Annotated in this window: 22 protein-coding genes; 11 read left to right on the top strand and 11 right to left on the bottom strand. The window is 39.4% G+C overall.

From position 1 onward, the window contains the following. Positions 1-34: 34 nt before the first annotated feature. Positions 35-517, top strand: a complete 483-nt coding sequence (locus tag EHQ62_RS15170; protein ID WP_135644356.1) for a hypothetical protein — start codon at positions 35-37, stop codon at positions 515-517. On the opposite strand, the gene hrpB is transcribed toward EHQ62_RS15170, so the two are convergent. Then, positions 499-3,024, bottom strand: coding sequence for an ATP-dependent helicase HrpB (gene hrpB / locus EHQ62_RS15165; protein WP_244241803.1), 2,526 nt, complete (start codon positions 3,022-3,024; stop codon positions 499-501). The two genes, EHQ62_RS15170 and hrpB, sit on opposite strands and share 19 nt — an antisense overlap. A 69-nt stretch (positions 3,025-3,093) precedes the next feature. Here hrpB and EHQ62_RS15160 point away from each other — a divergent pair, with 69 nt between their 5' ends. After that, on the top strand, positions 3,094-3,945 hold the full coding sequence (locus EHQ62_RS15160) for a methylated-DNA--[protein]-cysteine S-methyltransferase (RefSeq protein ID WP_135644354.1): 852 nt from the start codon (positions 3,094-3,096) through the stop codon (positions 3,943-3,945). Positions 3,946-3,957: 12 nt separating this feature from the next. Here EHQ62_RS15160 and EHQ62_RS15155 read toward each other — a convergent pair whose 3' ends face one another. Next, on the bottom strand, positions 3,958-4,698 hold the full coding sequence (locus EHQ62_RS15155; protein ID WP_244241802.1) for a lysoplasmalogenase: 741 nt from the start codon (positions 4,696-4,698) through the stop codon (positions 3,958-3,960). 267 nt (positions 4,699-4,965) lie between these two features. Here EHQ62_RS15155 and EHQ62_RS15150 point away from each other — a divergent pair, with 267 nt between their 5' ends. The 4 genes from EHQ62_RS15150 (at position 4,966) to EHQ62_RS15135 (ending at position 9,309) form a co-directional block, all read left to right on the top strand. Continuing rightward, positions 4,966-6,501: a choice-of-anchor D domain-containing protein gene (locus EHQ62_RS15150; RefSeq protein ID WP_135644345.1), complete on the top strand. Its 1,536-nt coding sequence runs from the start codon at positions 4,966-4,968 to the stop codon at positions 6,499-6,501. Between the two features lie 20 nt (positions 6,502-6,521). Then, positions 6,522-8,576, top strand: coding sequence for a S8 family serine peptidase (locus EHQ62_RS15145; protein WP_135644339.1), 2,055 nt, complete (start codon positions 6,522-6,524; stop codon positions 8,574-8,576). A 22-nt stretch (positions 8,577-8,598) separates the two neighbouring features. After that, positions 8,599-8,928 carry a hypothetical protein gene (locus EHQ62_RS15140; RefSeq protein WP_244241801.1) on the top strand — a complete coding sequence of 110 codons (330 nt, stop codon included), beginning with the start codon at positions 8,599-8,601 and terminating at the stop codon, positions 8,926-8,928. A gap of 105 nt (positions 8,929-9,033) precedes the next feature. Then, entirely contained in the window at positions 9,034-9,309 is a 276-nt protein-coding gene (locus EHQ62_RS15135) for a hypothetical protein (protein WP_135644333.1), read from the top strand. Between the two features lie 602 nt (positions 9,310-9,911). Here EHQ62_RS15135 and EHQ62_RS15130 read toward each other — a convergent pair. From EHQ62_RS15130 to sthA, 4 genes are all read right to left on the bottom strand, one after another. Then, positions 9,912-10,451 (bottom strand): HAMP domain-containing protein, encoded by a 540-nt coding sequence (locus EHQ62_RS15130; protein WP_135644326.1) that lies wholly within the window; start codon positions 10,449-10,451, stop codon positions 9,912-9,914. A 79-nt stretch (positions 10,452-10,530) separates the two neighbouring features. Then, the gene (locus tag EHQ62_RS15125) at positions 10,531-11,574 is read right to left on the bottom strand and encodes a FecR family protein (RefSeq protein WP_135644320.1); all 1,044 of its coding nucleotides are present in this window, start codon (positions 11,572-11,574) and stop codon (positions 10,531-10,533) included. Between the two features lie 7 nt (positions 11,575-11,581). Further along, the gene (locus EHQ62_RS15120) at positions 11,582-12,079 is read right to left on the bottom strand and encodes an RNA polymerase sigma factor (RefSeq protein WP_083930052.1); all 498 of its coding nucleotides are present in this window, start codon (positions 12,077-12,079) and stop codon (positions 11,582-11,584) included. Between the two features lie 123 nt (positions 12,080-12,202). Then, positions 12,203-13,606 (bottom strand): Si-specific NAD(P)(+) transhydrogenase, encoded by a 1,404-nt coding sequence (gene sthA / locus EHQ62_RS15115; protein ID WP_135644313.1) that lies wholly within the window; start codon positions 13,604-13,606, stop codon positions 12,203-12,205. A gap of 174 nt (positions 13,607-13,780) precedes the next feature. Here sthA and EHQ62_RS15110 point away from each other — a divergent pair, with 174 nt between their 5' ends. The 3 genes from EHQ62_RS15110 to EHQ62_RS15100 all read left to right on the top strand — a co-directional run bounded on the left by EHQ62_RS15110 (position 13,781) and on the right by EHQ62_RS15100 (position 17,787). Then, on the top strand, positions 13,781-16,570 hold the full coding sequence (locus EHQ62_RS15110) for an adenylate/guanylate cyclase domain-containing protein (protein ID WP_135644309.1): 2,790 nt from the start codon (positions 13,781-13,783) through the stop codon (positions 16,568-16,570). Positions 16,571-16,690: 120 nt separating this feature from the next. Continuing rightward, the gene (locus tag EHQ62_RS15105; protein WP_135644306.1) at positions 16,691-17,326 is read left to right on the top strand and encodes a peroxiredoxin; all 636 of its coding nucleotides are present in this window, start codon (positions 16,691-16,693) and stop codon (positions 17,324-17,326) included. Positions 17,327-17,370: 44 nt separating this feature from the next. Then, entirely contained in the window at positions 17,371-17,787 is a 417-nt protein-coding gene (locus tag EHQ62_RS15100; protein ID WP_135644304.1) for an OsmC family protein, read from the top strand. Positions 17,788-17,883: 96 nt separating this feature from the next. On the opposite strand, the gene EHQ62_RS15095 is transcribed toward EHQ62_RS15100, so the two are convergent. The 3 genes from EHQ62_RS15095 to dinB all read right to left on the bottom strand — a co-directional run bounded on the left by EHQ62_RS15095 (position 17,884) and on the right by dinB (position 20,499). Beyond that, positions 17,884-18,642, bottom strand: coding sequence for a DUF547 domain-containing protein (locus EHQ62_RS15095; protein ID WP_135644302.1), 759 nt, complete (start codon positions 18,640-18,642; stop codon positions 17,884-17,886). A gap of 69 nt (positions 18,643-18,711) precedes the next feature. Beyond that, a complete protein-coding gene (locus tag EHQ62_RS15090; RefSeq protein WP_135644299.1) occupies positions 18,712-19,413 on the bottom strand; it encodes an alpha/beta hydrolase in 702 nt (233 codons plus the stop codon). A gap of 3 nt (positions 19,414-19,416) precedes the next feature. Continuing rightward, the gene (gene dinB / locus EHQ62_RS15085) at positions 19,417-20,499 is read right to left on the bottom strand and encodes a DNA polymerase IV (RefSeq protein WP_135644297.1); all 1,083 of its coding nucleotides are present in this window, start codon (positions 20,497-20,499) and stop codon (positions 19,417-19,419) included. Between the two features lie 73 nt (positions 20,500-20,572). Between dinB and EHQ62_RS15080 the strand changes: the two genes are divergently transcribed. Next, positions 20,573-21,706, top strand: coding sequence for a PP2C family protein-serine/threonine phosphatase (locus tag EHQ62_RS15080; RefSeq protein ID WP_208720707.1), 1,134 nt, complete (start codon positions 20,573-20,575; stop codon positions 21,704-21,706). Beyond that, complete coding sequence (locus EHQ62_RS15075) at positions 21,703-23,697, top strand: PAS domain-containing sensor histidine kinase (RefSeq protein ID WP_135644293.1); 1,995 nt, start codon at positions 21,703-21,705, stop codon at positions 23,695-23,697. Before EHQ62_RS15080 ends, EHQ62_RS15075 begins: the two co-directional genes overlap by 4 nt. Here the strand turns inward: EHQ62_RS15075 and EHQ62_RS15070 are convergent. Together EHQ62_RS15070 and EHQ62_RS15065 are read right to left on the bottom strand one after the other, a co-directional pair. Next, positions 23,694-24,089 carry an ExbD/TolR family protein gene (locus tag EHQ62_RS15070; RefSeq protein ID WP_135644291.1) on the bottom strand — a complete coding sequence of 132 codons (396 nt, stop codon included), beginning with the start codon at positions 24,087-24,089 and terminating at the stop codon, positions 23,694-23,696. The genes EHQ62_RS15075 and EHQ62_RS15070 overlap by 4 nt on opposite strands. Further along, positions 24,086-24,550, bottom strand: coding sequence for a MotA/TolQ/ExbB proton channel family protein (locus EHQ62_RS15065; protein ID WP_135644289.1), 465 nt, complete (start codon positions 24,548-24,550; stop codon positions 24,086-24,088). Before EHQ62_RS15065 ends, EHQ62_RS15070 begins: the two co-directional genes overlap by 4 nt. Positions 24,551-24,554: the final 4 nt, after the last annotated feature.

Raw genomic sequence — 24,554 nt, 5'->3', positions numbered from 1 at the left:
CTTTTCCGAAGAATAGAAAAGAGGAAAAACCTGTTTGAAATCACTTCTTTTCCGCCTAGCTGGGAAATTTTCCGCAGAAATTGGCTCGGAACTTTATTTGAAACTAAAGGAAGAAACCCTTTCTCCATCACTTTTTTGCCTTGATTTTAGCGAGGTGAACGAAGTCACGGAAGTGGGCTCGGAATTTCTCAAAAAAATGGCAGTCAGGTGTAAGGAGACAGGTTCCAAACTGGCTGGATTTGGTTTGAAAACAGAAATTCCTGGATTGGAATCACAAACCCTTTCGTTTTTCAACACAGAAGCTGAATGCATCCATTATTTAGAATCGTTTTATATCGGTGATTCCCCTGCCAATGAACTCCACCCAAATTCGAAAGAAGGCAAAACCATCCATTGTCCGGAGTGCCAAACCAAACTCAGGTTCAAACAAATGGGAGACCATCTCTGCCCCAATTGCCAGGTCAAATTTTTTGTGAACCAAAAGGGTTGGGTCTCAGCTTACGAACGTTTGTTGTGATTCAAATGTTTTGTTGCTACTGCCTCCCAGGGTTTGTCAGGCCAAGGGTGTTTGGGATACCTACCTTTTAATTCCTTTTTCACTTCGTGGTATCCATAATTCCAAAAACTTTCTAAATCTTTTGTGATTTGCACTGGCCTTCTTGCAGGTGATAACAAGTGGATTACTATATTTACCTTCCCTTTGGCAAGCCTCGGGAGTTGTTTTAGACCAAATAACTCTTGTAATTTGACGTGTAACTCAGGTTCGTTCCCTGAATAATGGATGGAAATCTTGGAGCCAGAGGGCACAAGTAACGAAGTTGGGGCTTCTTTGTTTAGAATGGATTCGTTTTCGTAACCTAGATAAGCTTTAAATGCTTCATAATAGGGAATTCGGTCCAAAGCAATTTTATTTATTTCCCAATTGATAAAAGGAAATAACCATTCCTTGGCAGAATGTTTTAACTCATCAAAGGAAACTTTCAGATCCAATATTTGGTTTTGCACCAAAAATCGAACTCGTTCGTATAAGGACTGAAGTTCGCCTCTCTGTTTCCATTCTGATTCCCAATCCAGAGAGAGTAAATAGTTTTCCAAAGCGTTTTGGAGGGCTAGAGGATCTGGTTTTGTTAGTTCTTTGGATTCTAAGGTAAGTTCACCTAACTTCCGTTCTTCTCTAACAACTAAATAAGATTCCCCTTTTTGGGTGGTTCGAATTTCCGGCAATTGTACGGTATCCAATTGGTCGCCAAGGCTTTCGTTTATGATTTCCAAAGAGATAGGCAAGTATTGGGTGATATAAATGGTTTGCCCAAAAGAAATTGTGTCGATTGCAATCAAATGATCAGGTAAGTTCAGTAAATTCGTACTGAGAACTCCTATTTTCCCATTAGAAAGTTTGTAATCACTCCCATCTGCTTTTCGTTTGGCGATTCTGTCAGGGTAACCTTTGCAAAGGTAAAACTGAAAGTTTTGGGTTTGCCCTTCCTCTACCCTTTCAACTCCTTCCTTTTTCCCTTGGAAAATACCTAAAATCTGTTTGTAGATCTGTTTTAATTCTGGACTGTTTCGGGTTTGGTTGGAACTACTCCTTTGTGAAAAATCTTTTGCCTCTTTTCCCGATGATTCATTTTCAAGAATCGATACAATGCCTTCTAATTCGTATTCCATTGTTTTTGGTAAAGAACTTAAGATCCTCCCCAAACGAATGGGTAAAGGATACAACAAGGATTCTTTGCCAATTGGGGTTAGGTTGAGATTGCCATCCAAACAACCAAGTCGTTTCAACCGTTCCATGGATAATAACAGGGAACCTTTGTTTGGTGGATCGAGGAAAGGAAGAGAGTCAATGCCTTCTCCAAAGGACTTCACTTCCAAAATCAAACGATCTAAATCTCCTTCCAGAATTTCTGGTTTTGTACGATCATAAAAACTAGATTCTTCTTCTTTCGACCAAAGTCGATAGACATAACCATTGCCTTCTCTTGCCGCACGACCTGCTCTTTGTTTGGCGCTACTCAAACTAATGCGGTCTTTTATCAAGTGTTGGATCCCCGATTCTGGATCAAACACTGAATGTTTGAAAAAACCAGTATCAAAGACAACCCGAACCCCAGGGATGGTGACAGAAGATTCTGCGATATTGGTAGAAAGCACGATTTTCTTTTTCCCGTCTTTTAGAGGTAGGAAAACTTTTTCTTGGTCTTGTAAACTCATATCACCAAACAATGGGAATATGGAGGTTTGGGATTGGCAGATCGGATTCGATTCCAAAGCCATTTTTAGATCTATAATTTCTTTTTTCCCAGATAAAAAAACTAAAATGTCACCTGACGTTTGTTCCACTGCTTTTGGGATGAGGTCCAGTAACCTTTTTTGCGAATTATGATTCGATTCTCCCATATAAAAAATTTCAAGGGGGAATGTTTCTGTGATCACTTCGATGGGAGGATTATGGATCCCAATTTTTGAAAAGTTTTGTCCTTCTAGTGTTGCGGACATGATCAGGATTTTTAAATCATTACGAAATATTTCTTGTGACTTCCTTGCGAGTGCAAAACAGAGATCCGATTCTAACCTCCTTTCATGAAACTCATCAAATACAAGTAGTCCATATTCAGAAAGTTCTGGATCGGATAATAAATACTTGGTTAGGATACCATCTGTCACAAATTCAATTTTTGTATTTTTACTGGTTTTGGAATCAAAACGCACACGGTATCCTACTGTTTGACCAACGTCTTCTCCAATCGAATCACTGATGCGTTTGGCTGCATTTTTTGCGGCAATCCGCCGTGGTTCTAAGATACAAATTTTTTTACCGTTCCCAATTCCCATTTTTAATAATGCGAGGGGTAGGGCAGTGGTTTTGCCTGATCCCGGAGGTGCGTCCAAAATACTGATAGGGAAGTTTTGAATGGAATCGGATATCGCCTGTAAGGCGGTAAGAACAGGGAATTTTGATTCGTTAGAATTCACAATAGGGATAAAAAAATACTTTTGAATCCCAGTAAAAAATGCAAACAAAATGTATTTTTTTCTAAAAATCGCAAGAATCGGGTTTCCTCCCAACCATTTTGGGATTAAAATCCAAATGTGGTTTCCCAAGAAAAACAATACAAACTCATCCAAAACTCCATTGAATACATCGTCAGTCACTACGAAACCCAACCCAATTTGGAAACTTTAGCAAGTCATTCAGGACTAAGTCCCTCCCACTTCCAAAAATTGTTTTTGTCTTATGTGGGTGTTTCACCCAAACAATTTCTGGCCTCTGTTACCATAACACATGCTAAGCGAATTTTAAAAGAGAGTCCAATCCTAAATACAAGTTTTGATTTAGGCTTATCAAGTGCGGGAAGGTTACATGATTTGTTCCTCAAATGCGAAGGGATGACACCTGGTGCGTACAAATCTGGTGGGAAAGGGCTTTCCTTATATTACGAAATGCTCCAAACGATATTTGGGGAGATGTTAATTGTATCATCTGAAGTAGGGGTTCAATCCCTTCAGTTTGTTTCGTCACCTGAAGGAAAATTGAATTTACTCGAGTCTCTTAAAGATGAATTTCCAAATGCAGATTGGAACGAGTGTAATGGGGATCGGGACATCCACGAAACGGTAAAAGAGTATCTTTATCATTTTATACCACCTAACAAACCGATTCGATTGTCTCCGCTGGGAACTCCTTTCCAATTGAAGGTGTGGCAATCCCTCTTACAAATCCCAATGGGGGAAGTCAGAAACTATGCTGACGTATCAAAAACCATTGGAGCACCTAACGCAAATAGAGCGGTTGGTTCAGCGATCGGTAAAAATCCAATCGCTTTCCTTATCCCTTGCCACAGGGTGATCCAATCATCTGGACTCTTCGGAGGTTACCGTTGGGATCCCAAACGAAAAGAAATCCTACTCGTTTGGGAGAAAGCAAAGACAAACACCGTTTGATCTCTTCCGCCTTTAGTGGGCCATCATCCTTGTATGAGAGAGAAGGAAAAATCCAATGAGAAGTAAATTTTGTGCAATGAGGTAGGTGACCCAAGGGACTTGGAATTCCCATTTTGGGTGCCTTGTTCCATTGATGGTTGTTTCTCCCATCACCGCATCCGACAATAAGAAAAATAGTGCACCAATTGCCAAATAGATCCAAACACCACCATACAAAAAATAGGCGTTAATGCATAGTGATACAAAAAAACACAATACCAATCCGTAGATAAAGGCAGAAGCCATCACCCATTTGGATCTTTCTTTATTGTAAACTCTGAAATAAAAAATCAGAGCAGGTAAAACAAGTAACACAATTGTAATCAGATAAGGTTGGATTCCAGAATACAATTCATTCCATGTGATGAGCTGGTGTAGCGCCAAAATGAAAAACACTTGTGCAATCGCAAAACTAAAAATACCACCAAGAACTGGGTCTTTCATATATTTTTTTGTTAGAGGGAATTGTAAATTGAACCAATCACCTAACATAGAGAATGTTATGGCATATAATGGGTAAACAAACTTAGCATGACCCATCTGGAATAACAACCAAGCAAATACAAGAACCTGAAAGGAAAATCCGAGGTAAACCCCTCGGGAAATTTGCAATCGTGTTTCCGGATTTTCTTCGTTGCTAATGGTGAACCAATGGATACAAAATGCGGATACAATCGCAAAGGGAATGGCTGTGAGAATGAGATAATATACCATATCGTATACTACCATATGAGAAAACGAATGTAAACCTTAACTTGTTTGGTGTAGTGATAACCTTTACAAAACAGGTTTTGCAACGGTCCAAAAAACAAATCTTTTCCATTCGTATGTTCGATTTTTAAAAGATTCTCTTATACAAAGAAAAAATATTCGTACAAACCAGAAAGAACGTTCTGAAATAGGCTTTGCACCATTTCTAACGGTTTGTACTTCCTCTCGTAGATTAACGATTCCTTGCGAAACTCGTTTAGGGAAATCATAGTGGTCGAAATTAGTAGTTTTGGTCCCAAATACATGCAAAAAAAGAATCTTTTCATTCCCTTAATTTCCTTATTCACATTGATTTCTTGTCCTGGCGGCGGAGGAGGGGGCGGTGGATCTGCCTTGGCTCTGTTAGGTTTTGGTGGAGGTGGAGGAGGGGATGTCGCTGCACCGAAACTAGAAGTATGGTATTCTGGTGTAGTGAGAGAAAGTGGGGCAACGATTGACATTGGATCGGAACCAGTGAATACTACGGATGGAAAAACAGGAACGGTCACAATTAAGAATGCTGGAACTGCCTCCATTACCTTACCAGGATCTCCAAATATCATTGAAAAATCGGGAACGAACGCGTCTGAGTTTACGATCACACAACCAAGCAGTTCTACTCTTGCCGCAGGTCAATCAGTTACATTTACGATTAATTTTAAACCGACAACCATTGGGTCTAAATCTGCTATTTTGAAAATCCAATCGAGTGATCCTGCCGTGTCTTCATTTCAAATGAATTTAACGGGAACAGCGGAAGCTGCGACTCCCCGTTTAGCAGTATCAGTGGGTTCAACACAAATATCAGCAAATGGAAGTTATAGTATGGGTTCTGTGGAAGTGGATTCCGTTGGTAGTGCAATTGTTTTCACCGTTAAAAACACAGGAAGTTTAACTGCGAATTTGGATTCACCAGCTGTGACATCAAGCAATGCAAGGTTTGTGGTGAATTTGGCTGGATTTCCGGCGACACTCGCACCAGATGCAACTGCCACATTCACAATTCAATTTTCCCCGTTAGCAACGGGATCCCAAAACTCTAGTATTGCCGTTAACTATGATGGCGCCCTGAGTTTCTTATTTACGGCATCTGCAACGGGAACTCCTAAACCCGTTCCAACAATAGCGATTTCACATAATTCCACGAATTACACGAGTGGAGGAACCATTCCAACATTTGGAATCGTATGGCCGACATTAACTTCCACAGCAAAAACCGTGACAATCAGCAATACTGGAACAGCGACAATGACTGGCATTACGATTACAAAAGAATCTGGTGATACTTCTCAATTTACTACAAGTGCATTTAGTACAGGAGCGACACTAGCGGCTGGTGCTTCCGGTACATTTACGATTCAATTTACACCATCAACATCGGGAGCTAAAAATGCAGTGGTGCGAATTGCAACAAGCAATGGAAATAATGGATCGGCTTCGAGCGCGGACTTAGCTGTAACTGGGACTGGAAAAACTGGCACAGATGTTCTTGTGACATGGAATGCTACGAATGAAAAGGCACCCAATGATACGGATGGAGGGTATCGGATCTGTTATAGCCAAACAAATGGATTCACGCCTAGCCATAATCCACCAACTGTCATCTGCGAAAACCAAGCGAATGCAGGTGGTACGACTTCAAATTCGAAAGTGATTACTGTTACGACTTTTGGAACTTGGTACTTTAAAGTTTATTCATACGGTAAATACAATACAACTGGTGGTACTCCCTCAAGCCAAGTATCTGTCACAGTACCTAGTACATAAAAGGAAGAGGAAAAACCTATATGAAATTAAATCAAAAATTTATTTTAAAAGCTTTCACTGTTATTACTATTTTAGTTTCTTCTCATCTTTTGGTCTCAGAACCTATATGGAAATTCGGTGAATCGAAGTTGGATATTGAAGCTCTTAGGGCAAAATCAAAATCCTCGAAAAAGTTGCCATACCTTCCGGGTGAAGTAGTCATTACATTCAAAAAAAATGTTCCGGACTCAGAGTTACTTCGCCAAACTTCAAAATTAGCAACGATTACTGGCGGATTAAATTTAAAAGGTCATTTTACAACTGCGAAACTTCTGGAATCCGAAACGATGGAAGAAGGAATGCGGCGTATCAAACAAGATCCGAATGTTGAAACGGTTGAACCTCGTTATTTGTATTATAAACAGGCATCTGCACCTAACGATCCTCAATTTTCCAGATTATGGGGACTTAGCAATACTGGGCAAACACTTGCTTCTCCAAGTTATACAGCTAACTCAAGTAATCCTGGTACATCAGGGAAGGACATGAATGTTCTTGGTGGCTGGGACGTTACAACGAGTTGTACAGGAGCAAATGCCATTGTTGCTGTCCTTGATACTGGTGTAACATACAACCATGAGGACCTCGTGGGCAATATGTGGGATGGGTCTGCAGGTTGCGTAAACCAAAACGGAACAGCAATCGGTGGTGGTTGTCCCAATCATGGATACGACTTTGTCAACAATGATAATAATCCAAGAGATGAAGAAGGGCATGGGACACACGTCGCAATGACGATTGGCGCTGTTGGCAATAACGGAGTTGGTATAACGGGAGTTTGCCAATCTGCAAAAATCATGGCAGTCCGAGTGCTTGGATTGGGTGGTGGAACAAACGATTCCGTTGCCAATGGAATTTATTTTGCCGTTCGCAATGGGGCTAAAATTATCAATATGAGTTTGGGCGGATCCAGTTTTAGTACTGCCATATTTAATGCGATCGAATTTGCAAGGACCAATGATGTCCTTGTTGTGGTCGCGGCAGGAAATGATGGCGCGAATTTAAACGGGACTGGTACTAGCCAGAATTCTTATCCTTGCGAGAACACTAACGCTAACTTAATTTGTATCGCAGCTTTAGACCAAAAGCATGCACTCGCAAATTTTTCCAATTATGATTCCAATGCTACATCTACCAGTCGAACTGTTGACTTTGGTGCACCTGGTACCAATATCTATAGTGGTTATGGGGATGAGTCTACTGTCGCGGAAACTCAAACTTCTTATGAAAATGACTGGATTAGTGGGTTAAGTGAAAGTGGGAATCCGTGGAGTTACCACTCCTGTTCATTTTCTGCAAATGGGACTCCTTTAACATTGTCTGGACTATTTTTGCCTAATGATTGTTCTGTGATTGGGTGGAATTATACTTTTCCGTATAATAACCCGACCGCAATGCCCGCGTATTCAAGCAGATCTGTTTATAAAAATTTTTCGATTAATAGTAATGCTACAAATGTCAAGCTTAACCAAATACTTATTTCCGATGGAGAAGGTTATGATTCAGCGAATTGTTATGATTATACAGAGATGTATCATTCTGCTACATCAGGTAACCCATTTTCTAGTGGAACTGCGATTTCCCTTGTAGATGGTTTGCGAAGTACCTACATGACGAAATTTTGTAGGAAAAATTCTGCGGAATATTCTTTTATTAGTACGGAGTCACCGATCTTAACTGCTTGCATTGGGCAATCGAATTGTAGTGTTGGGTATAGATTTACTTCAGATGGTTCAGTGAACAACGGTGGAGCGTTAGTAACAGAGATTTCTATGTATACTTGGGCTCCGTCGACAACTGCTTACACCAATTTAAATGGAACGTCTATGGCAACTCCTAACGTAGCTGGTGTTGCCGCTTTGATCCGTTCTTATAACCCGAGTTTCACCTATCAGGACGTGATCACAAAACTGATCGCAGGTGGTGTTGCCGAAACAGCTTTGAGTGGCACAACTCAATATGGGACAGCCATCAATGCCAATAACTCCCTTAAACATTTGAAGCAAGTCACTGGTGTTACACTTCAATTACAATAAGACAATTGTAATCAGCTTGGTTATGGCAATCGCCATGACCAGCTGTATTTTGTTTAGTAAGGAAAAAACGAATCCAACACTTCCTACAATTTCGGAAAAACGACAGATGTATAAATCAGGAGAGTATCTTTTCGCAACAAACGAAGACGTCCCTTTAGAGGAACTTCGATCTCTCTTCGATGAATTTGGAATCATATCGCTAGAGCCTTTGATCATTCGTGATCGGAGTTTTAAAGTCGTTTTGGAAAAAGACCCAGGCCTTCCAATTTTAGAAGCAAAAGCCAAACAATTTGGCAAAATTCGGTACATCGAACGAAACCAAATCATGCAAAAATACAAATCCAATCCGTAAAGCCACTGGAAATTCCAAAGAAAATAAGTTTGCTTGGATCATTCATACTTTAGCATCAAAAAAACAGATGTTTACGATCCATAGATTGTCTAAAATCTAGCTGATATGATTCGCTATTGTTTTTTCCTCATTTTATCATTCACCGTGATTCATTGTACGAAAACTGACCCTTCATATGAAAAATGTGAACGCGCTGACTTGGATTACTTGGCATGTTCTCTTGTCGTATACCAGTCTTATACGTATTGTGCGGAAACGGCTGCCTCAATTTCCGGCAGTACGGAAACAAAGGCGGCTGCAAAATTTAAGTGTGATGCAGAAAGACTCGTGGGTTCTTATTTATGCGAAGACATTAAGAAAAAGACCTGCGGGACAAAGTGAGTAAGTCCTTCAAATTTTGAGTTTGAGCGCTTGCGCTGAATCCATGCGCCATTGATGCTTTTAGTCTCTCGAAGTAGCGATTGAAGTGGGAATCTTTTCCAAAACCGAAAGTTCCAAATGATTGATTCGCTTGGAAAAAGATTGGGAGCGGTAAGCGGGTGCGGTCGTTCCAAAAATCATGTTGGATCCACAATTCCGTTTCGAGGTGGCCACACAATGCACATTAGATAATTATGTGTAACCCATGTGAGTGATCTAATGTGTTACCGATGTGCCTTTCTATACAAAAAGTCCCATCCCCAATGCGACATAAGATTCATTATGGGAAGTTACATATTGCTACATAATAGATAGCATCTGAAATCAAAATAATGCTTCAAAAGGAAAAGCATTCGAAGTGGATGGATCCTTTCTCTATGGAAATGCGAACTTATTTTTAAAAAAAAATGAGGGTATCGAAGATAGGGTTGCAGGAATTGCAAATTTATGTTAGGTGAGAAAGTCCGCGAAGAAAGCCCACAAGCCCGCCTCCACCACCCAATTCAGGGCGGGGGCCGCCCTTCCATCTTACATGTGACATAGTATCACTATTTTCTCTTTCCCTATTTCCCTTCTTTCATCCGCTTTTGGATCACTTCATTCAAAACTTCCACAAGCTCTTGGAACTCATCTCCTTTACGAATGCGAATGGTTTCAATGGGTTCTCCCGATGCCATCCTTTGGAGGGATCGTTTGATGCTAAAAACAGGTCCCGCCATCTTATGGGATTTGAAAATGGAAAATACAGTGATGAGTAGCAAATACAATACAGAAAGTGTAACGACCGCATCAAATTGTATTGTGTAGAGATTCAATTGGTGGTCGTAGTTAGGAAGGTAGATCTCCCTCGGGACAAATTTTTCTTTTGGCTCCCCAGGTGCAGGGTCATCATTTTCCACTTTCCAATACACAGTTTGGGCATCTTGTCTGAGGCGAAACACAGCCCCGCCATCATACTTGGATTGGTTTAACCAGTATAAGAAAATCAAGGTTACCAGTACCCCTGAGATAAACAATAGAGAATAATGGGCTAAAAATTTTAATTGGAATTCTTTATCGATGAGATAACGGAATCGAAATGTTTTTTTGGGATTCTCTGGCATAGTTTCCTTAGCAGTGGCGTTTGTGCTTCCGAAAAAAGAATTTCAGAAAAAGGAAATCTTGTCAAAAAACTTCTGAGATTTAACGGATTTTTTCTGTTTCGAGGATGTTTTGGATGGGAATTTCCATATCACCATCCAATCCTTTGAAGTGCAAATGTGTTTCCGATTGCCCTAAAATCACACCCCGGTATTCGGTTCCGTTATCCAATCGTACAAGTTCTAGTCTTGCATGTTCCTTGTACAACATAGATTCTTTGGCGAGTAAGGTTTGCGTGTAAAACGCTTTGAGTTCTTTTTCTTCTTTTGGGGTGACGGCAGATGCTGAACTTGGGACCTGTTCCCCTTGTTTAACAACTGCTTGTTGCTTGGCATTCAGAACCAAATCTCCTAAGGCAACGCTACCTTCCCGGACCGCAACAGTTTCAGATTTCCCATCGTAAGCAACGCTAAACACAGTCCCACGAACTTCCGTAAGGTGTTCACCTGCTTGCACAACAAAATCACTATCTTTGGATAATTTAGTTACCGAGGCAAAAAGTTTCCCTTGTTTGACAGAAAACCTTTGGTTCAAAGTCCCATCATTTGTTTTTTGGATGAGATCCACCGCCACTTGCGATTGTGGAGTGACTCGTACCCATGATCCTGTTTCAAAATGGAGGTCCACTTGTGACCCTGATTCCGTTTGAACCAAATCGCCAGAGGTCAGTTTGTACGTTTCAGCTAATGGGACACGTGTTTCGCTTCCTGAAGGCACAACAAACACATTTCCTTTGACTTGTGAAACCGAAACATCCAAAGGACTAAAATGGAGCCTTTGTTCTTCCATAGGAGCCGCCGCACTGGCCATTCCTCCCGTGGTTTCATCAGGAACTGAGCGAATGAAAAATACAAAAAACAAACTGGCTGCGAGTGCAAAACTTGCACCACCTACCACGGTGAGACCAATGGGTTTTCGAAAAAAAGAAACAACATTGTTTTGGGTTGGGACTTGGTATTCGTAACGGATGGACCGAGTGGCAATGTCTTCCCATTTTGGAAATTCTTTTGATTCTGCCACCTTTGATGGTTTTTGCAAAAGGGATTCTAATGACTGGATCTGTTTTTCTTTGTCAAATTCGTTCATTCTTTGATTAATCCGGAACCAGATTTTCCCTTTTTGCTATGGCCAAAACTTTCTCAGTGGCTTTGATGACAAGCCTTGAGGCGGTGGAAACCGAAACTCCTAAAATCTCAGCGATTTGGACGAGTTGGAATCCCTCAACATTCTTCAGTAATAAGGCAGACCTTTCATCTTCAGAAAGTTCCCCTAAAAACGAATACAAACGATCCTCTAAATCTTGGTATTCGGCTTTGGTTTCCAATTTAGGGTTATGGCTATGAAACTCAATTTCATCAGAAGCAATTTCCCGAGAGGTTGAAAACTTTTTAGCATAATTGATCGATAAATTGCGAGCAATGGTATACAAAACCATGACAGACTTCTCTTCTGAGAGACCAGCATTGCCATAATGTTTGTGAAAACTTAAAAAGCTGTCTTGCATCAAATCCATTGCTGTGTCCGCATTTTGAGTGTACTTATAAAGGAAGTCAAAAATTCGTTTATGACTTCTTTCGTAGATTTGACTCATGGAGACAGAATTGTCGGACACAATCTTGTATGTGTTCGTAAAACCGAGTCTCTGACAAGTAAAATCCCATTCCTCTCTGCAAAAGAAAACAAATGGGGAACCTCCGATTCTCAAAAAATCAGATTATTTTTCACGCAAAAGGGCATCATTGGCCGCATTTTTGTAAGCACCAATCATCGTTGGGTAATTGAAAATGTGTTCTGTGAAGTATTCGATGGGTGCTTTTAGGTTCACAACGCATTGGCCAAGGGCGATGAGTTCAGTGGCTTTATCAGAAATGATGTGAACACCAAGTACCCTTCGTGTTTGTTTATCAAATAAGATCTTGAGTAATCCCACTTGGTCTCCACTGATTTGAGCCCGAGTGATGGTATCAAATTTGGCTCTTCCTACTCCATAAGCGACTCCCCTTTTTTTGAGAGCTTCTTCTGTAGGACCAATGGTTGCAATTTCAGGTAATGTATAAATCCCAATCGGGAACTCTTCCGCATCTACAGGGACAGAAGGTAAACCAAACATGTGTTTTGCGACGTAGGCACCTTGGTACATGGAAACAGATGCTAAACTTGGAAACCCAATCACATCCCCACATGCATAAATATTGGGAACATTCGTTTGGTAATTTTCATTCACTTGGATTTGTTTTCTGTCATTGGGAACAATGCCAACTGTTTCTAAACCTAAATTGTCCACATTGCCAAGGCGTCCACGCGAAATCAACACCTGGTTGACTCGGATCACCTCACCTTTGTTTGTTGTGAGTTCAAATCCTTCTTCTTCTGAAATCTTTTGGTAACTTGTAATGGATGAATCAACATGGATTTGGATCCCACCATTTTGCATGATCCGTGTCATCTCACTCGAAATGTCTTCATCTAGAAATCCTAGTATCCGACTTTGCGAATCAAAGAGATGGACTTTGACACCGATATGGGAAAAAATCGTAGCGTACTCGGAACCGATGATCCCTGCACCAACAACTGCCAAAGAACTTGGCATCTTTTTCATCGCAAAAAGCCCATCACTGTCATACACAAGTCCATCTTCAAAAGGGATATTCTCATTTATGGGACGCCTTGGGCTACTGCCAGTGGCGATGAGGATATTTTCTGTTTCGTAAACTTTTTTCCGACCGGCAGTGTCTGTGACTTCTACTTGGTTTTTGTCGATGATTTTCCCCCAACCAGTAAGGGTTGTCACTCGGTTTTGGATCATTTGTTCTCTTGTGACATCTTCTTCTTTTTCAATGACAGTTCCTGCACGAAACATCAATTCTTGTAACGTAAGTTGGGTTGTCTGTGGTGACTGCATGCCATGAAGGTTGGATAACTTTAAATTGCGATAGAACCGACTGGTTTCTTGCAGGGATTTGGAAGGGATTGTCCCCCAGTGGACACAACCTCCACCTAAGTAAGGATCTTTTTCGATGATGGCGGCCTTTTTGCCGAGTTTGCTTGCTTGGATGGCAGCTTTTTGAGCGGCAGGACCGCCCCCGATAGCAATTAAATCAAAACGATTGATAGACATTGGATAAAAGAACGCTACTAAGAAAGTGAAAAATAGCAAGCAAAATTGAACAAAACGAAAGCCGAGGGGAAATACGAGTTGTGACCCTTTCGGTCCGACCACCTAACAAAGAGAAAAATGGAAGACAAAAAATCTTGCTTTTTGGTCTTGGCGTTCCAAAATTTTGGCAAGCCCATGAAATTTTTAAAACTCATCCAATCTGGTCTTCTGTCTGTGTGGAAAATCCTCTCGGAAGGGATTCGTGCCAAACTTGCTTGGTTCACAGGGACACTCATTGCCCTCACCATCTTACTTTTGTCCATCATCACCGTCAGACAACAGACAGCCATTCTCTCTGAAAGTTATGAAAAACAAGCGGCGGTTTCTAAAAACTTCATCGCAGGGCTTGTGATGGAAATTGAATCCATTGCACAAAATTTAATTCGTATCGAAGAGTTCAAATCAAGGATTGAAAAACAACAAGAAGAACTTAAAAAATACCAAACTAAAAAACTCGTAACAAAGAAAAAAACAGTTTCTGTTTTCGGATTTAAAACCAATCTCTTTGGATCTCTTGGTACCTCGAAAGTGTTTAAAAAAGTAGATACATTTTTTTCAGTGTATCTCACAAAAGATGATGTAAACGTTTTGGAACGTGAAATCCGCCAACAATTACGGGAAGCTTCCAATCGAAATATCAGTGAAAAGGAATGGAATACACTTGTTGGGCTCGCCTCGTCTTATGTAAAAAATGAAGAAAAGTATTTGGAGGTCATCAAACAACAAATACCGGAAGAAACGGAAGCCAAAGCAAAATGGGAATTAGATGTCAAAAACATCAAAAAAGAGATACGGAACCAAAAATCGAAATTAGACCTTTACATCGCTAAGTTTTACGCTGATTCCAAAAAAAGGAAACTGGAAGAACTTGGGCTTGATACAAAATTATTCCGTATCCAAACCTTCCCGATGTCTGCTATGATCCAAGGGGAAACATCTCTTGCTTCCTTTGATACACAAATCATCGATAACACTTCCCCATTAGCAAAAATTGATAGTTTTGACCAAATGGAAAATAGTTTGGTAGATTCCTTTCAAAAACTTTCAGATGATATCACTGCTGTAGATGAAAATGAAAAACAATATGTGTATGAATGGAAAGACCGCGAAATCCAAGCACTACACTCCCCTCTTTTTAGGCACCAAAACTCAACAAAACGAGCCTTTAACTTAATTAACATCAAGGCAAAGTTAGGCGATTATAGGGAGGTGATCAAAGAAGACTACCGAATCACCAATGAATTATCCGAACTCATCCCAAAACTAAGAGACCGCATCCAATTTTTAAAAAATGCAAAACCACCTATCCCACCGGCAAAGGATAAACTTTTTACAAGTTTTTACAAATCTTACAATGATTTGGTGGCAGAAAGGGATAAAATTTATGAAGAAGTTTCTTTACGTTACCCGATTGCCAATAAAGAATTAAATGAAAAAATTGAAACTTTGCGCAGTTTACGAGATGTGACCTTGGAAGATTGGGTTTTGTTAAAGTTCAAAACAGATCCTTTAGAATATGAAAGGTATTACCAAGACCCAGACGCCAGAGAAGAACAAAGGAATCGTTGGAAAGCGATTCGTAAATGGATCATCACTGCTGAACAAGAAACACCCACAAAAGAGTTAAAAAGACTGTTCCCTGATGGGAGTTTCGGTCACTCTCGAAGTGAATCGGAAGAGATCATGTGGAAGTTAGATGGCACTCATTTACTTGAGTCGGAAAATGTCCCTCTCATGGTACTACGTGATAATTTTTCTGGATTGATACGAACGTTGGTTGATCGAACCGATGGAATCCAAGCCATCAAAGAAAATCGTAACCAAATTGTTTTTACGGCGATCACCATTTGTCTTGTCGCAATTATTTTTGCGATTTTCATTTCAGGGGTTGTGGTCCAAAAGATCAGAAAGATCATTCGCAGTGCAGAAGATGTGGGCCAAGGGAATTTACATGTACATTTTGATGATGGTGGCAATGATGAGTTCGGAAACCTAACCGTTGCCTTAAACCAAATGGTGTCTGGTCTGAAAGAAAGAGAAAAGATGCGTGGGGTACTGGGAAGTATGGTGGACCCAGTAGTTGTAGGCGAAGCACTAAAAGATTTAGAAAAACTCAAACAAGGAAGTGAAAAAGTCATCACTGCTTTTTTCTCGGACATTGCTGGTTTTAGTACCATCTCAGAAAAACTAAACTCAAAAGAGTTAGCCGATTTACTCAACGAATACCTGTCTGCCATGACACTTATCTTAAAACAACACGATGGTGTTTTGGATAAATACATTGGGGATGCCATCGTGGGAATTTTCAATGCACCTTTGGATGTTGAAAATCATTGTTTAAAAGCAGTGACTGCCAGTGTGGAAATGCGAGACAAATTAGAAGAACTTAAAAAAGATTGGATCCAAAAAAATTCCTATATCCCTGAGGCGCACCAAATGACATTTCGTATAGGTCTTAACTTAGGTTATGCGAAAGTCGGATTTATGGGAACTGATGCCCTTGCCTCTTATACCATGATGGGTGATACCGTGAATCTTGCAGCAAGGCTCGAAGCAGCTGGAAAAGATTATGGAGTTTGTATCTTAATTTCTGAATTCGTTCACGATGAAATCAAGGACCATTTTTTTACAAGAAAACTGGATACAGTCCGAGTGAAGGGGAAATCCAAACCAGTGACTTTGTATGAAGTGAGGTGTAAAAAGGGAGAGGAAACGGAAGAAGACAAAAAGTTTGTAACTGCCTACGAAACTGCCTTGTTTTCCTATTTCAACCGAAAGTTTGCCGATGCAAAAACTCAGTTTGAAGCCTTGTACAAAAAAACAAAAGAGGATGCCTCAAAACTCCTTTTAGAACGATGCCAATACTATATGGAATCACCGCCGGAACTGGATTGGGATGGTTCGTTCACTAGAACTAAAAAGTAAGGTTTTGGGGATATATTCCGCTAAACTAGACAAAATATCTAATAAATTGTATATTTTTCTTGCTTTAGAGGGGGCAATTTCAATATTAGGAAGTAACTGAACCATTAGGAGAACAACGAAATGGCATTACGACTCGGCGATGAAGCACCCAATTTCCAAGCAGAAACTTCGGAAGGAAAAATTGACTTCCATGAATATTTAGGACAAAGTTGGGGGATTCTTTTCTCTCACCCTAAGGACTATACGCCAGTTTGTACAACTGAGTTAGGTTATGTTTCCAAAATCAAACCTGAATTTGAAAAAAGAAATGTAAAAGTGATCGCACTCTCAGTTGACCCTGTTGACAGCCATAAAGGTTGGATCTCTGACATCAACGAAACACAAAACACGAAAGTGAATTATCCAATCATCGCAGATGCTGACAAAAAAGTATCCAATCTGTATGATATGATCCACCCCAATGCAAGCGAAACCACAACTGTTCGTTCCGTATTTGTGATAGGACCGGATAAAAAAGTGAAACTCACACTCACCTACCCTGCATCGACTGGAAGGAATTTTGATGAATTGCTACGTGTGGTTGATTCCTTACAGCTCACTTCTCAATTCAGCGTGGCAACTCCTGCGAATTGGAAGGATGGAGAAGACACCATCATTGTACCGTCTGTATCAGATGAAGATGCAAAGAAAAAATTCCCAAAAGGATTTCGAACCATCAAACCTTATTTACGATACACACCACAACCAAATAAATAGTGGATAATGGCGGGGGACCACCCCCGCTTGTGGTAAAAGTAAGTATGCACATCCATTTAAAACGAATTGATTCCCCTTTTGTCCTAGAAGCAACCAACGAATCTGGAAATTCCATTCAGATAGACGCCTCACCAGAGATTGGTGGGAAAAATTCTGGCCCTAGACCGATGGAACTTCTCATCATGGGACTTGCTGGTTGCAGTAGCATTGATGTAATCATGATCCTAAACAAACACCGCATTGAAGTGAAGGATTACTCTGTGGATGTTCAAGCAGACCGCGAAAAAGTGGAAGAAGCAAATTTATTCAAAAAAATTCATATGAAGTTTTTTGTGAAAGGGGATTTCCAAGAATCCCAAGTAAAACGAGCCATTGACTTAAGTTTAGAAAAGTATTGTTCCGTTGCAAAAACCCTAGAAAAAACGGCTACGATCACCTATGAATTAGAATTGGTCAATTGAAACCATAAGCATTTACACTTAGATACAAAAGAACCATACCTCCAAACCAAGTGGAACTGCCGTTAGATGGATGGATCGTACGGCAGAATTCTTCTTTCATTTCAATTCATTTAAATCCCAATTGTATTCATTATAAACAATTTTGGCATCTGGTTTGATGGTTTCTTCAAATCCATCTTGGACAAATTGGATCAAAGTGGATTTTTTTGTAAAATCAGGTTGGAACCAATTGAAAATCTTACTTAAGTACAGAGTGTTCGTCTTTTTATCATAAGAATTTTTCTTTGGGTTTTTTAAAAATACTAGTTTTGCATTTTGTAATTGTTTTTCTAAATTTGCCGGAGAATAAGCTTCCGATTGCAAAATAGGACAGCCGATGGAAGCACAAACGATGGCAAAGTGAATCCTTGGTTCGTTAAAATCTTTTCTTAACTTTTCATGTTCAATCCAATCCAGATGGCGGGATTTACCGAGTAATTGGAAAAATTCTTTTTTCCAAGGGATCCCTCGTGCCAAATTGACTTTGGAAAAGGGAGATCCAATGTCAGTGATACTTTCAACTGGGTAATGGTCGAGGATGAGTTTCACTGTGAATGCGTTATAGGCATTGATTAAAAAACTCATTTTCTCCTTTTCGGAAAATGATTGGTAATTTGCATCAGTTACTTTTGTTAATTGATCCAAGTACCCATTTAAGGTTGATCCATCTGAGATGAATCCCTTATAGGAAACGAGACCATTTTTCACATGTTTTTTTAATAATGAATCCCAAACACTATGTTTGTGATCGAAACTCTGTGCAAAAAGAGTTTGTGAAATTCCCAAAAACAAAACTAAATAGAAAAACCGTTTCATAACCACCACCCAACCTTAGACCAGTTGGATGAAGAAAAACGATAGGAATTTCATTTCACCCAATTTTGTTTATGACAAACTGTTTAAATACCGGCTGATGCCTTGCACGACGGGTGCTGGGATTTCATGGCCACCAGGGAAAGCGATGAATTCTCCGAGTAATCCTGAATTTCGGAGTAATTTCTCGAGTTTTTTCGCGTTTGCATAACCTAAAATAGGATCAAATTCTCCATGGGATTGAAAAAATCGTAAGTTTGTTTTTTTAGGAGCCAAATCTTTCCAAAGGGCTTCGTTGACTAAAGCACCGGAAAGGATCATGAGCCCTTTTGAATTTTGTTCATTTCGTAATGTGATGTCTGTTGCAAGCATAGCTCCTTGGGAAAACCCTCCTAAAATCAATTGGCTCCATGGAACTCCAAGAGCTTCTAACATCAAATAGGCGGATGCCCTTGCGATATCCATTCCTTCTGGGTCTTTGTCTGCAAAATTTCTAAAATCGTTTTTGCGAATTGCTTCTTCCAAAGCAGCCATATCGATCGGAAACCATGCCCTACCATTGTATCCAGGCATCAAAGGGATACTCAAATGACCATGTGGGAAAACCCAATTGAATTTTTGATCGGTTACTAACACTTCATGGATTGGGTATAAATCGAAGGCACTTGCCCCATAACCATGAAATAAAACTACAGTGGGGGCATCGGGGTCTCCTTTTACACGTAATACTTTTAAGGGACCGAGAGATTCTAAATCATTTTCGTCATCTAACATATATTATCCGAACAGGGAGGGTTGGTTTCCGTCTCCTTTTGTTTCCTTTTCACTAAAATTGGTAACTGATAAACCTAAAAGTCGTATTTTTTTGGGAGGGTCGACGTGTTCCTTCCAAACAGTAGCCATCAAATTCGAGGATTGCTCCAAAAGATTGTCTGCCAAGTAGAAAAAGGCATCGGATGTGACTGATTTTTGTTTTACCGTAAAATCCTCAAACTTTACTTTAAGGGTAAGTGTTTTCCCCTTTTTATTTTTTTTCATCATTCGCATTTCTAATTCTTTTGCGAGTGATTCCAGAGTAAGTAAAAAATAGGAAAAATCATCCGAGTCGTGGGTAAAGGTTGTTTCCACTCCAATTGATTTTGGATCACGGTAGGGAATCACTTCCCTTTCGTCCAAACCTCTTGCCATCCGGTAAAACACGGCTCCCATTTTTCCAAATTCTTTCGTGAGAATGGATTCATCCACTTGGCGTAAATCTTTCCCTTTTGTAAAACCCAACCTTTGCAATTTTTCAAAAGTCTTTTTCCCGATCCCATAAAATTGATACAAAGGAAGTTCATCTAAAAAGGAAATTTCTTCTCCAGGTAAAACCACATACAATCCATTTGGTTTGTTTTTCTCGGAAGCCATATTCGCCAAAAACTTGTTTGTTGCCACACCTGCCGAACAAGTGAGTCCCGTTTTGTCCCAAATTTTTTTGCGAATTTCTTTTGCGATGGTACTGGCAAGAGGTAAATTCATTTTGTTTTTCGTGACATCTAAATATGCTTCATCTAAGGAAAGTGGTTCTACCAGGTCCGTGTATTCTAAAAAGATGGAACGGATTTCTTTGGAGACTGCTTTGTATACCTCAAAACGAGGGGGAGTGAAAATTGCTTCTGGGCAAAGTTTGTATGCTTGGTAACAAGAAATAGCCGATCGAATTCCAAACTTCCGAGCTTCATAACTGGCAGCACAGACCACACCTCTAGAATGCGGAGATCCACCTACAACAACAGGTTTCCCTCTCATTTCTGGGAAATCTCTTTGTTCCACTGATGCATAAAACGCATCCATATCAATATGGATAATCTTTCTCATTTAAGAAATGGAGAAACCTAATGTTTCAAAAAAACCTTGCCAAAAGAATTTTGTAACACATGCTTTTTGCATAGTGAATTCCAAAGTTGCCGCAAAAATTTTAGTTGTTGATGATAACGAAACCAATATGGAAATCATCACCCATATTTTACTTGGCCAAGGATATGAAGTGGCAGTTGCTTATGATGGTGAGTACGCCTTAGAACTTGCGGAAGTTTTGGATTTTGATTTGATTTTACTCGACATACTACTTCCTGGCATCAGTGGATTGGAAGTTGCCAATCGTTTGCTTGGGATGGAACGACAAAAAAACACTCCCATTCTATTTTTATCTGCATTAAATGAAACATCAGACATCGTTAAGGGATTGGAAACAGGTGCCGTAGATTATATCACAAAACCCTTCCAAGAATCCGAAGTTTTAGCTAGGATTCGCACTCATATCAAAATCAAAACCTTGGAAAAAGAGCGGATCGATTTATTGTATGGGATCCAAAAGGATTTAGAATTGGCAAAAGCTAACCAAGAAAAGTTAGTTACCTTCCAATTCCCCCCCTCTCCTCTCTATCAAATTTATACTTCTTACAAACCAATGGACCTAGTCGGTGGGGATTTGATTACCTATGATGTATTACCTTCAGGGGACCTGGACATTTTATTTGGTGATGTGACAGGGCATGGAATTGCTGCGGCAATGGTATCGCTTATGGCCATCATCACTTTCAAAACCATGAATAAGTCATTTTTGTCACCTAGCGAATGTTTGTATTGGCTTCATAATACCTTAACACCACTCATCAGTACGCATTTTATCAGTGCTGTATACATTCGGTATCGTGCTGAAGAAAATTTGTTATCCTATTCTATGGCGGGGCACCATCACATTTTTTTATTACGTGACAATCAAATCCAAAAACTAGGAACCAAAGGATTTTGTTTGATGATGTTTCCCGATCAGTTGAATACAACCAATGAAGATATCATACTGAAGTCAGGTGACAGATTGTTTTTGTTTTCCGATGGGATGTTTGAAGTACCGAACGAAAAAGATGAATACTTGGGTGATCAAAAATTTTCCGAATTGGTAGAAAAATACATCCAACTCCCATCTCAGGATCTCTTGGAAACAATTTCAAAAGAAGTATTAGAATACTCAATTGGAAAAGTTGCGGATGATATGACGATGTTATTATTAGAAGTGAAATGATAGACGAAATCATAGCCATTCTGATTGCATCGGCCTTACTCTTTTATGCTTATTATTATCATAATGCCTACAGAAGGGAAAAAAAACTTAGGTTAATTTTATTTCGTAAGAACCTTTCTAATGCAGAAGAAATAGAAAGGATCATTCGGGAAAAAGAAAAACAATACCAAGATATATACGATACAGCAAATTCCATCATCATTCGATGGAGCCCCGATTTTCGAATCCATTCGGTAAACCCGTATGCTGAAGAATTTTTCCAAATGGGAAAAGATATGGCAGAAGGCAAAGACCTTGTCCTCGATTTGTTTCGGATCCCATTTGATAAATCCAATGAAATCAAAAGCCAATTATGGAATATCTTCCACAGACCAGAACAAAACATCAGACAGGAATTTGATGTATTCATTGGCAATGATGACAAACGAACGGTTACTTGGTCTAACCGGATTTTAAAAAACGAATTTGGTTATCCTTATGAAGTTTTGTCGATAGGAATTGATATCACCAATCGTAAAATTGCAGAAGAAAACTTAATGAAATCCTATGAAAGGATTTTAGATTTATATAACAATGCTCCTTGTGGTTACCATTCCCTCGACAAAGACAACGTTTTGGTTTCGATCAATGACACAGAACTAGATTGGTTGGGGTATTCAAGGGAAGAAATTGTTGGGAATTTCAAAATCAATGATTTGTTAACGGAAAGTAGTTATGATAAATTCCAACAAATTTTACATTCTTTCCCCCATGAGACTTTAACGGGAGTAGAATTAGAATTCGTACGCAAAGACAAATCCACTTTTTTTGTGAGTTTAAATTCCGTTCCCACATTTGATAAAAATGGAAACTTTGTGATTAGCAAATCCACTGTATTTGATATCACCGATCGGAAGATCGCAGAAGATAAGTTAAACGACTATTCTCAAAAAATCGAATTACAAAACAAACGGCTGCAAAAAGCTGTGGAAGCTGCCATCAAAGCCAACCAATCGAAGTCGGTCTTTTTTTCAAAAATCACACATGAGTTACGAACGCCATTACATGCAGTGATTGGATTTTCCCAAATATTAGAAAAGGATCCCAATTTACCAGAACACTTAAAAGGATATGTGCATTCGCTTTATGAAAATGGTGTCCATTTACTTGGAATGATCAATGATATATTGGATTTATCTAAAATCGAAGCAGGGAAAATGACAGAGATGAAAGAAAAGTTTTCCCTTGTGCAATTATGGGACACTTTGTTTTCCATGTTTTCCTACCGGTTTGCAGAAAAACAAATTCAATTTGAATTGTTACACCCTCAGGTGATTGAAAATCATTTTTATGAAGCAGACCTACAAAAAATAAAACAAATCCTTGTGAATTTATTAGGAAATGCATTAAAATTTACAAACCAAGGTTTTGTCCATTTGGAAATCCAAATCCAACCAGGACTTGATCCATCCGTTGATAGGGTTCATTTTATCGTAAAAGATTCTGGGATTGGAATTCCAAAAGACCAACTCCATTCCATATTTGAGGCCTTCCAACAAACGGAACAAGGTAGTTCTTACAAGGAAGGAACAGGGCTTGGGCTTTCCATATCACATCAGTTAGTTGATTTTTTAGGAGGGATGATCCAAGTAGAAAGTGATTTAAACCAAGGATCGATTTTTCGTTTTGAGTTACCTCTGACAAAAGTAAATGAAATTTCATCTGACTTAAAGGAAAAATCAAAACTTGGACCCACAAGTTCCAAAGAAGTTTGGCATCTCACGAAAGTGGAAGATACAGAAAAAGAATTTGTTCAAACTTTTTTGAACCTGGAATCGGGTAAGTTTAAGCTTGAGATCTTACAACTCATCAAAATCCAAAACTTCGGCCAGTTACTCAATATGTTAACGAATCTTCCTTTTGATCACAAAGGTAAAACAATCCTTCTCGAAAAAGTAAAAAACAAACGATACAAGTTTTTGATTGATTTGCTGCAATCTAACAACGCTTAGTCTTTTTTTGTTTTGATATCAATTTTCTCAAATCCCTTTGCTTTTAGTAAATCAGTCACCGTCACAAAATTTCCAAATTCAATCTTTTGGTCCACTTCCAAACTCACTGCATCGAATTGAGATGTATTTTTTTGAATTTGGTCTGAAAGAGAACTAAGTGCCACTTTCTCTCCATTGAGATAAATCTCGTTTACGGCCTTCATTTGGATTTTATAAACATAACTTTGGCTTCCAAAACTATCTGTTTTGGATTTGGGTAAGTCCAATGAGATCGTAGATGTGGGTTCCGTAAACCGAACTGCCAACATCAAAAACACGAGTAAAATAAACAAAACATCAATCAAACTGCTAATATCGATGTTTGTACTGTGTTTGGGTTTCCGAACTCTCATTTGGGTTTTGAAAAATCAAAAATCATTGTTTCTGAAAGGTGACGTACCTTGTTTTCACAGACTCGGTGGAATAAAAGGCAAGGGATGGCGACAAATAACCCAGCAATGGTTGTGTTTAATGCATCTTTGATCCCACCAGCCAAAACTTCTAAACTCACTTTCCCTTGGGCTTCCATTTCTCCAAATGCTGTACTAATCCCTATCACAGTCCCTAAAAGCCCAAGCAACATGGAGACAGAAGCAATGGTAGGAAACCAATCAATCGTCCTTTCAATGGGAGAAAAAAACAATTCCATCTCCTCTTCACTTGGTTCTGAGGGAAAAATCCCTTCTCTTTCATTTTTAGAATTTAACTTCCGAAATCCCAGGGACAAACGTATGAAATTGGCAAAGGAAAGGACAGAAAAAGCAAAAAGAAGAACAAAAATCAAAATTGCGGGAATTGAAAATGTCCAATTCATGGAT

It is taken from the genome of Leptospira jelokensis, assembly GCF_004769635.1.
Classification (GTDB): domain Bacteria; phylum Spirochaetota; class Leptospiria; order Leptospirales; family Leptospiraceae; genus Leptospira_A; species Leptospira_A jelokensis.
The sequence above is the reverse complement of the archived record's forward strand: the minus strand, read 5'-3'. Positions and strand labels throughout refer to the sequence as shown.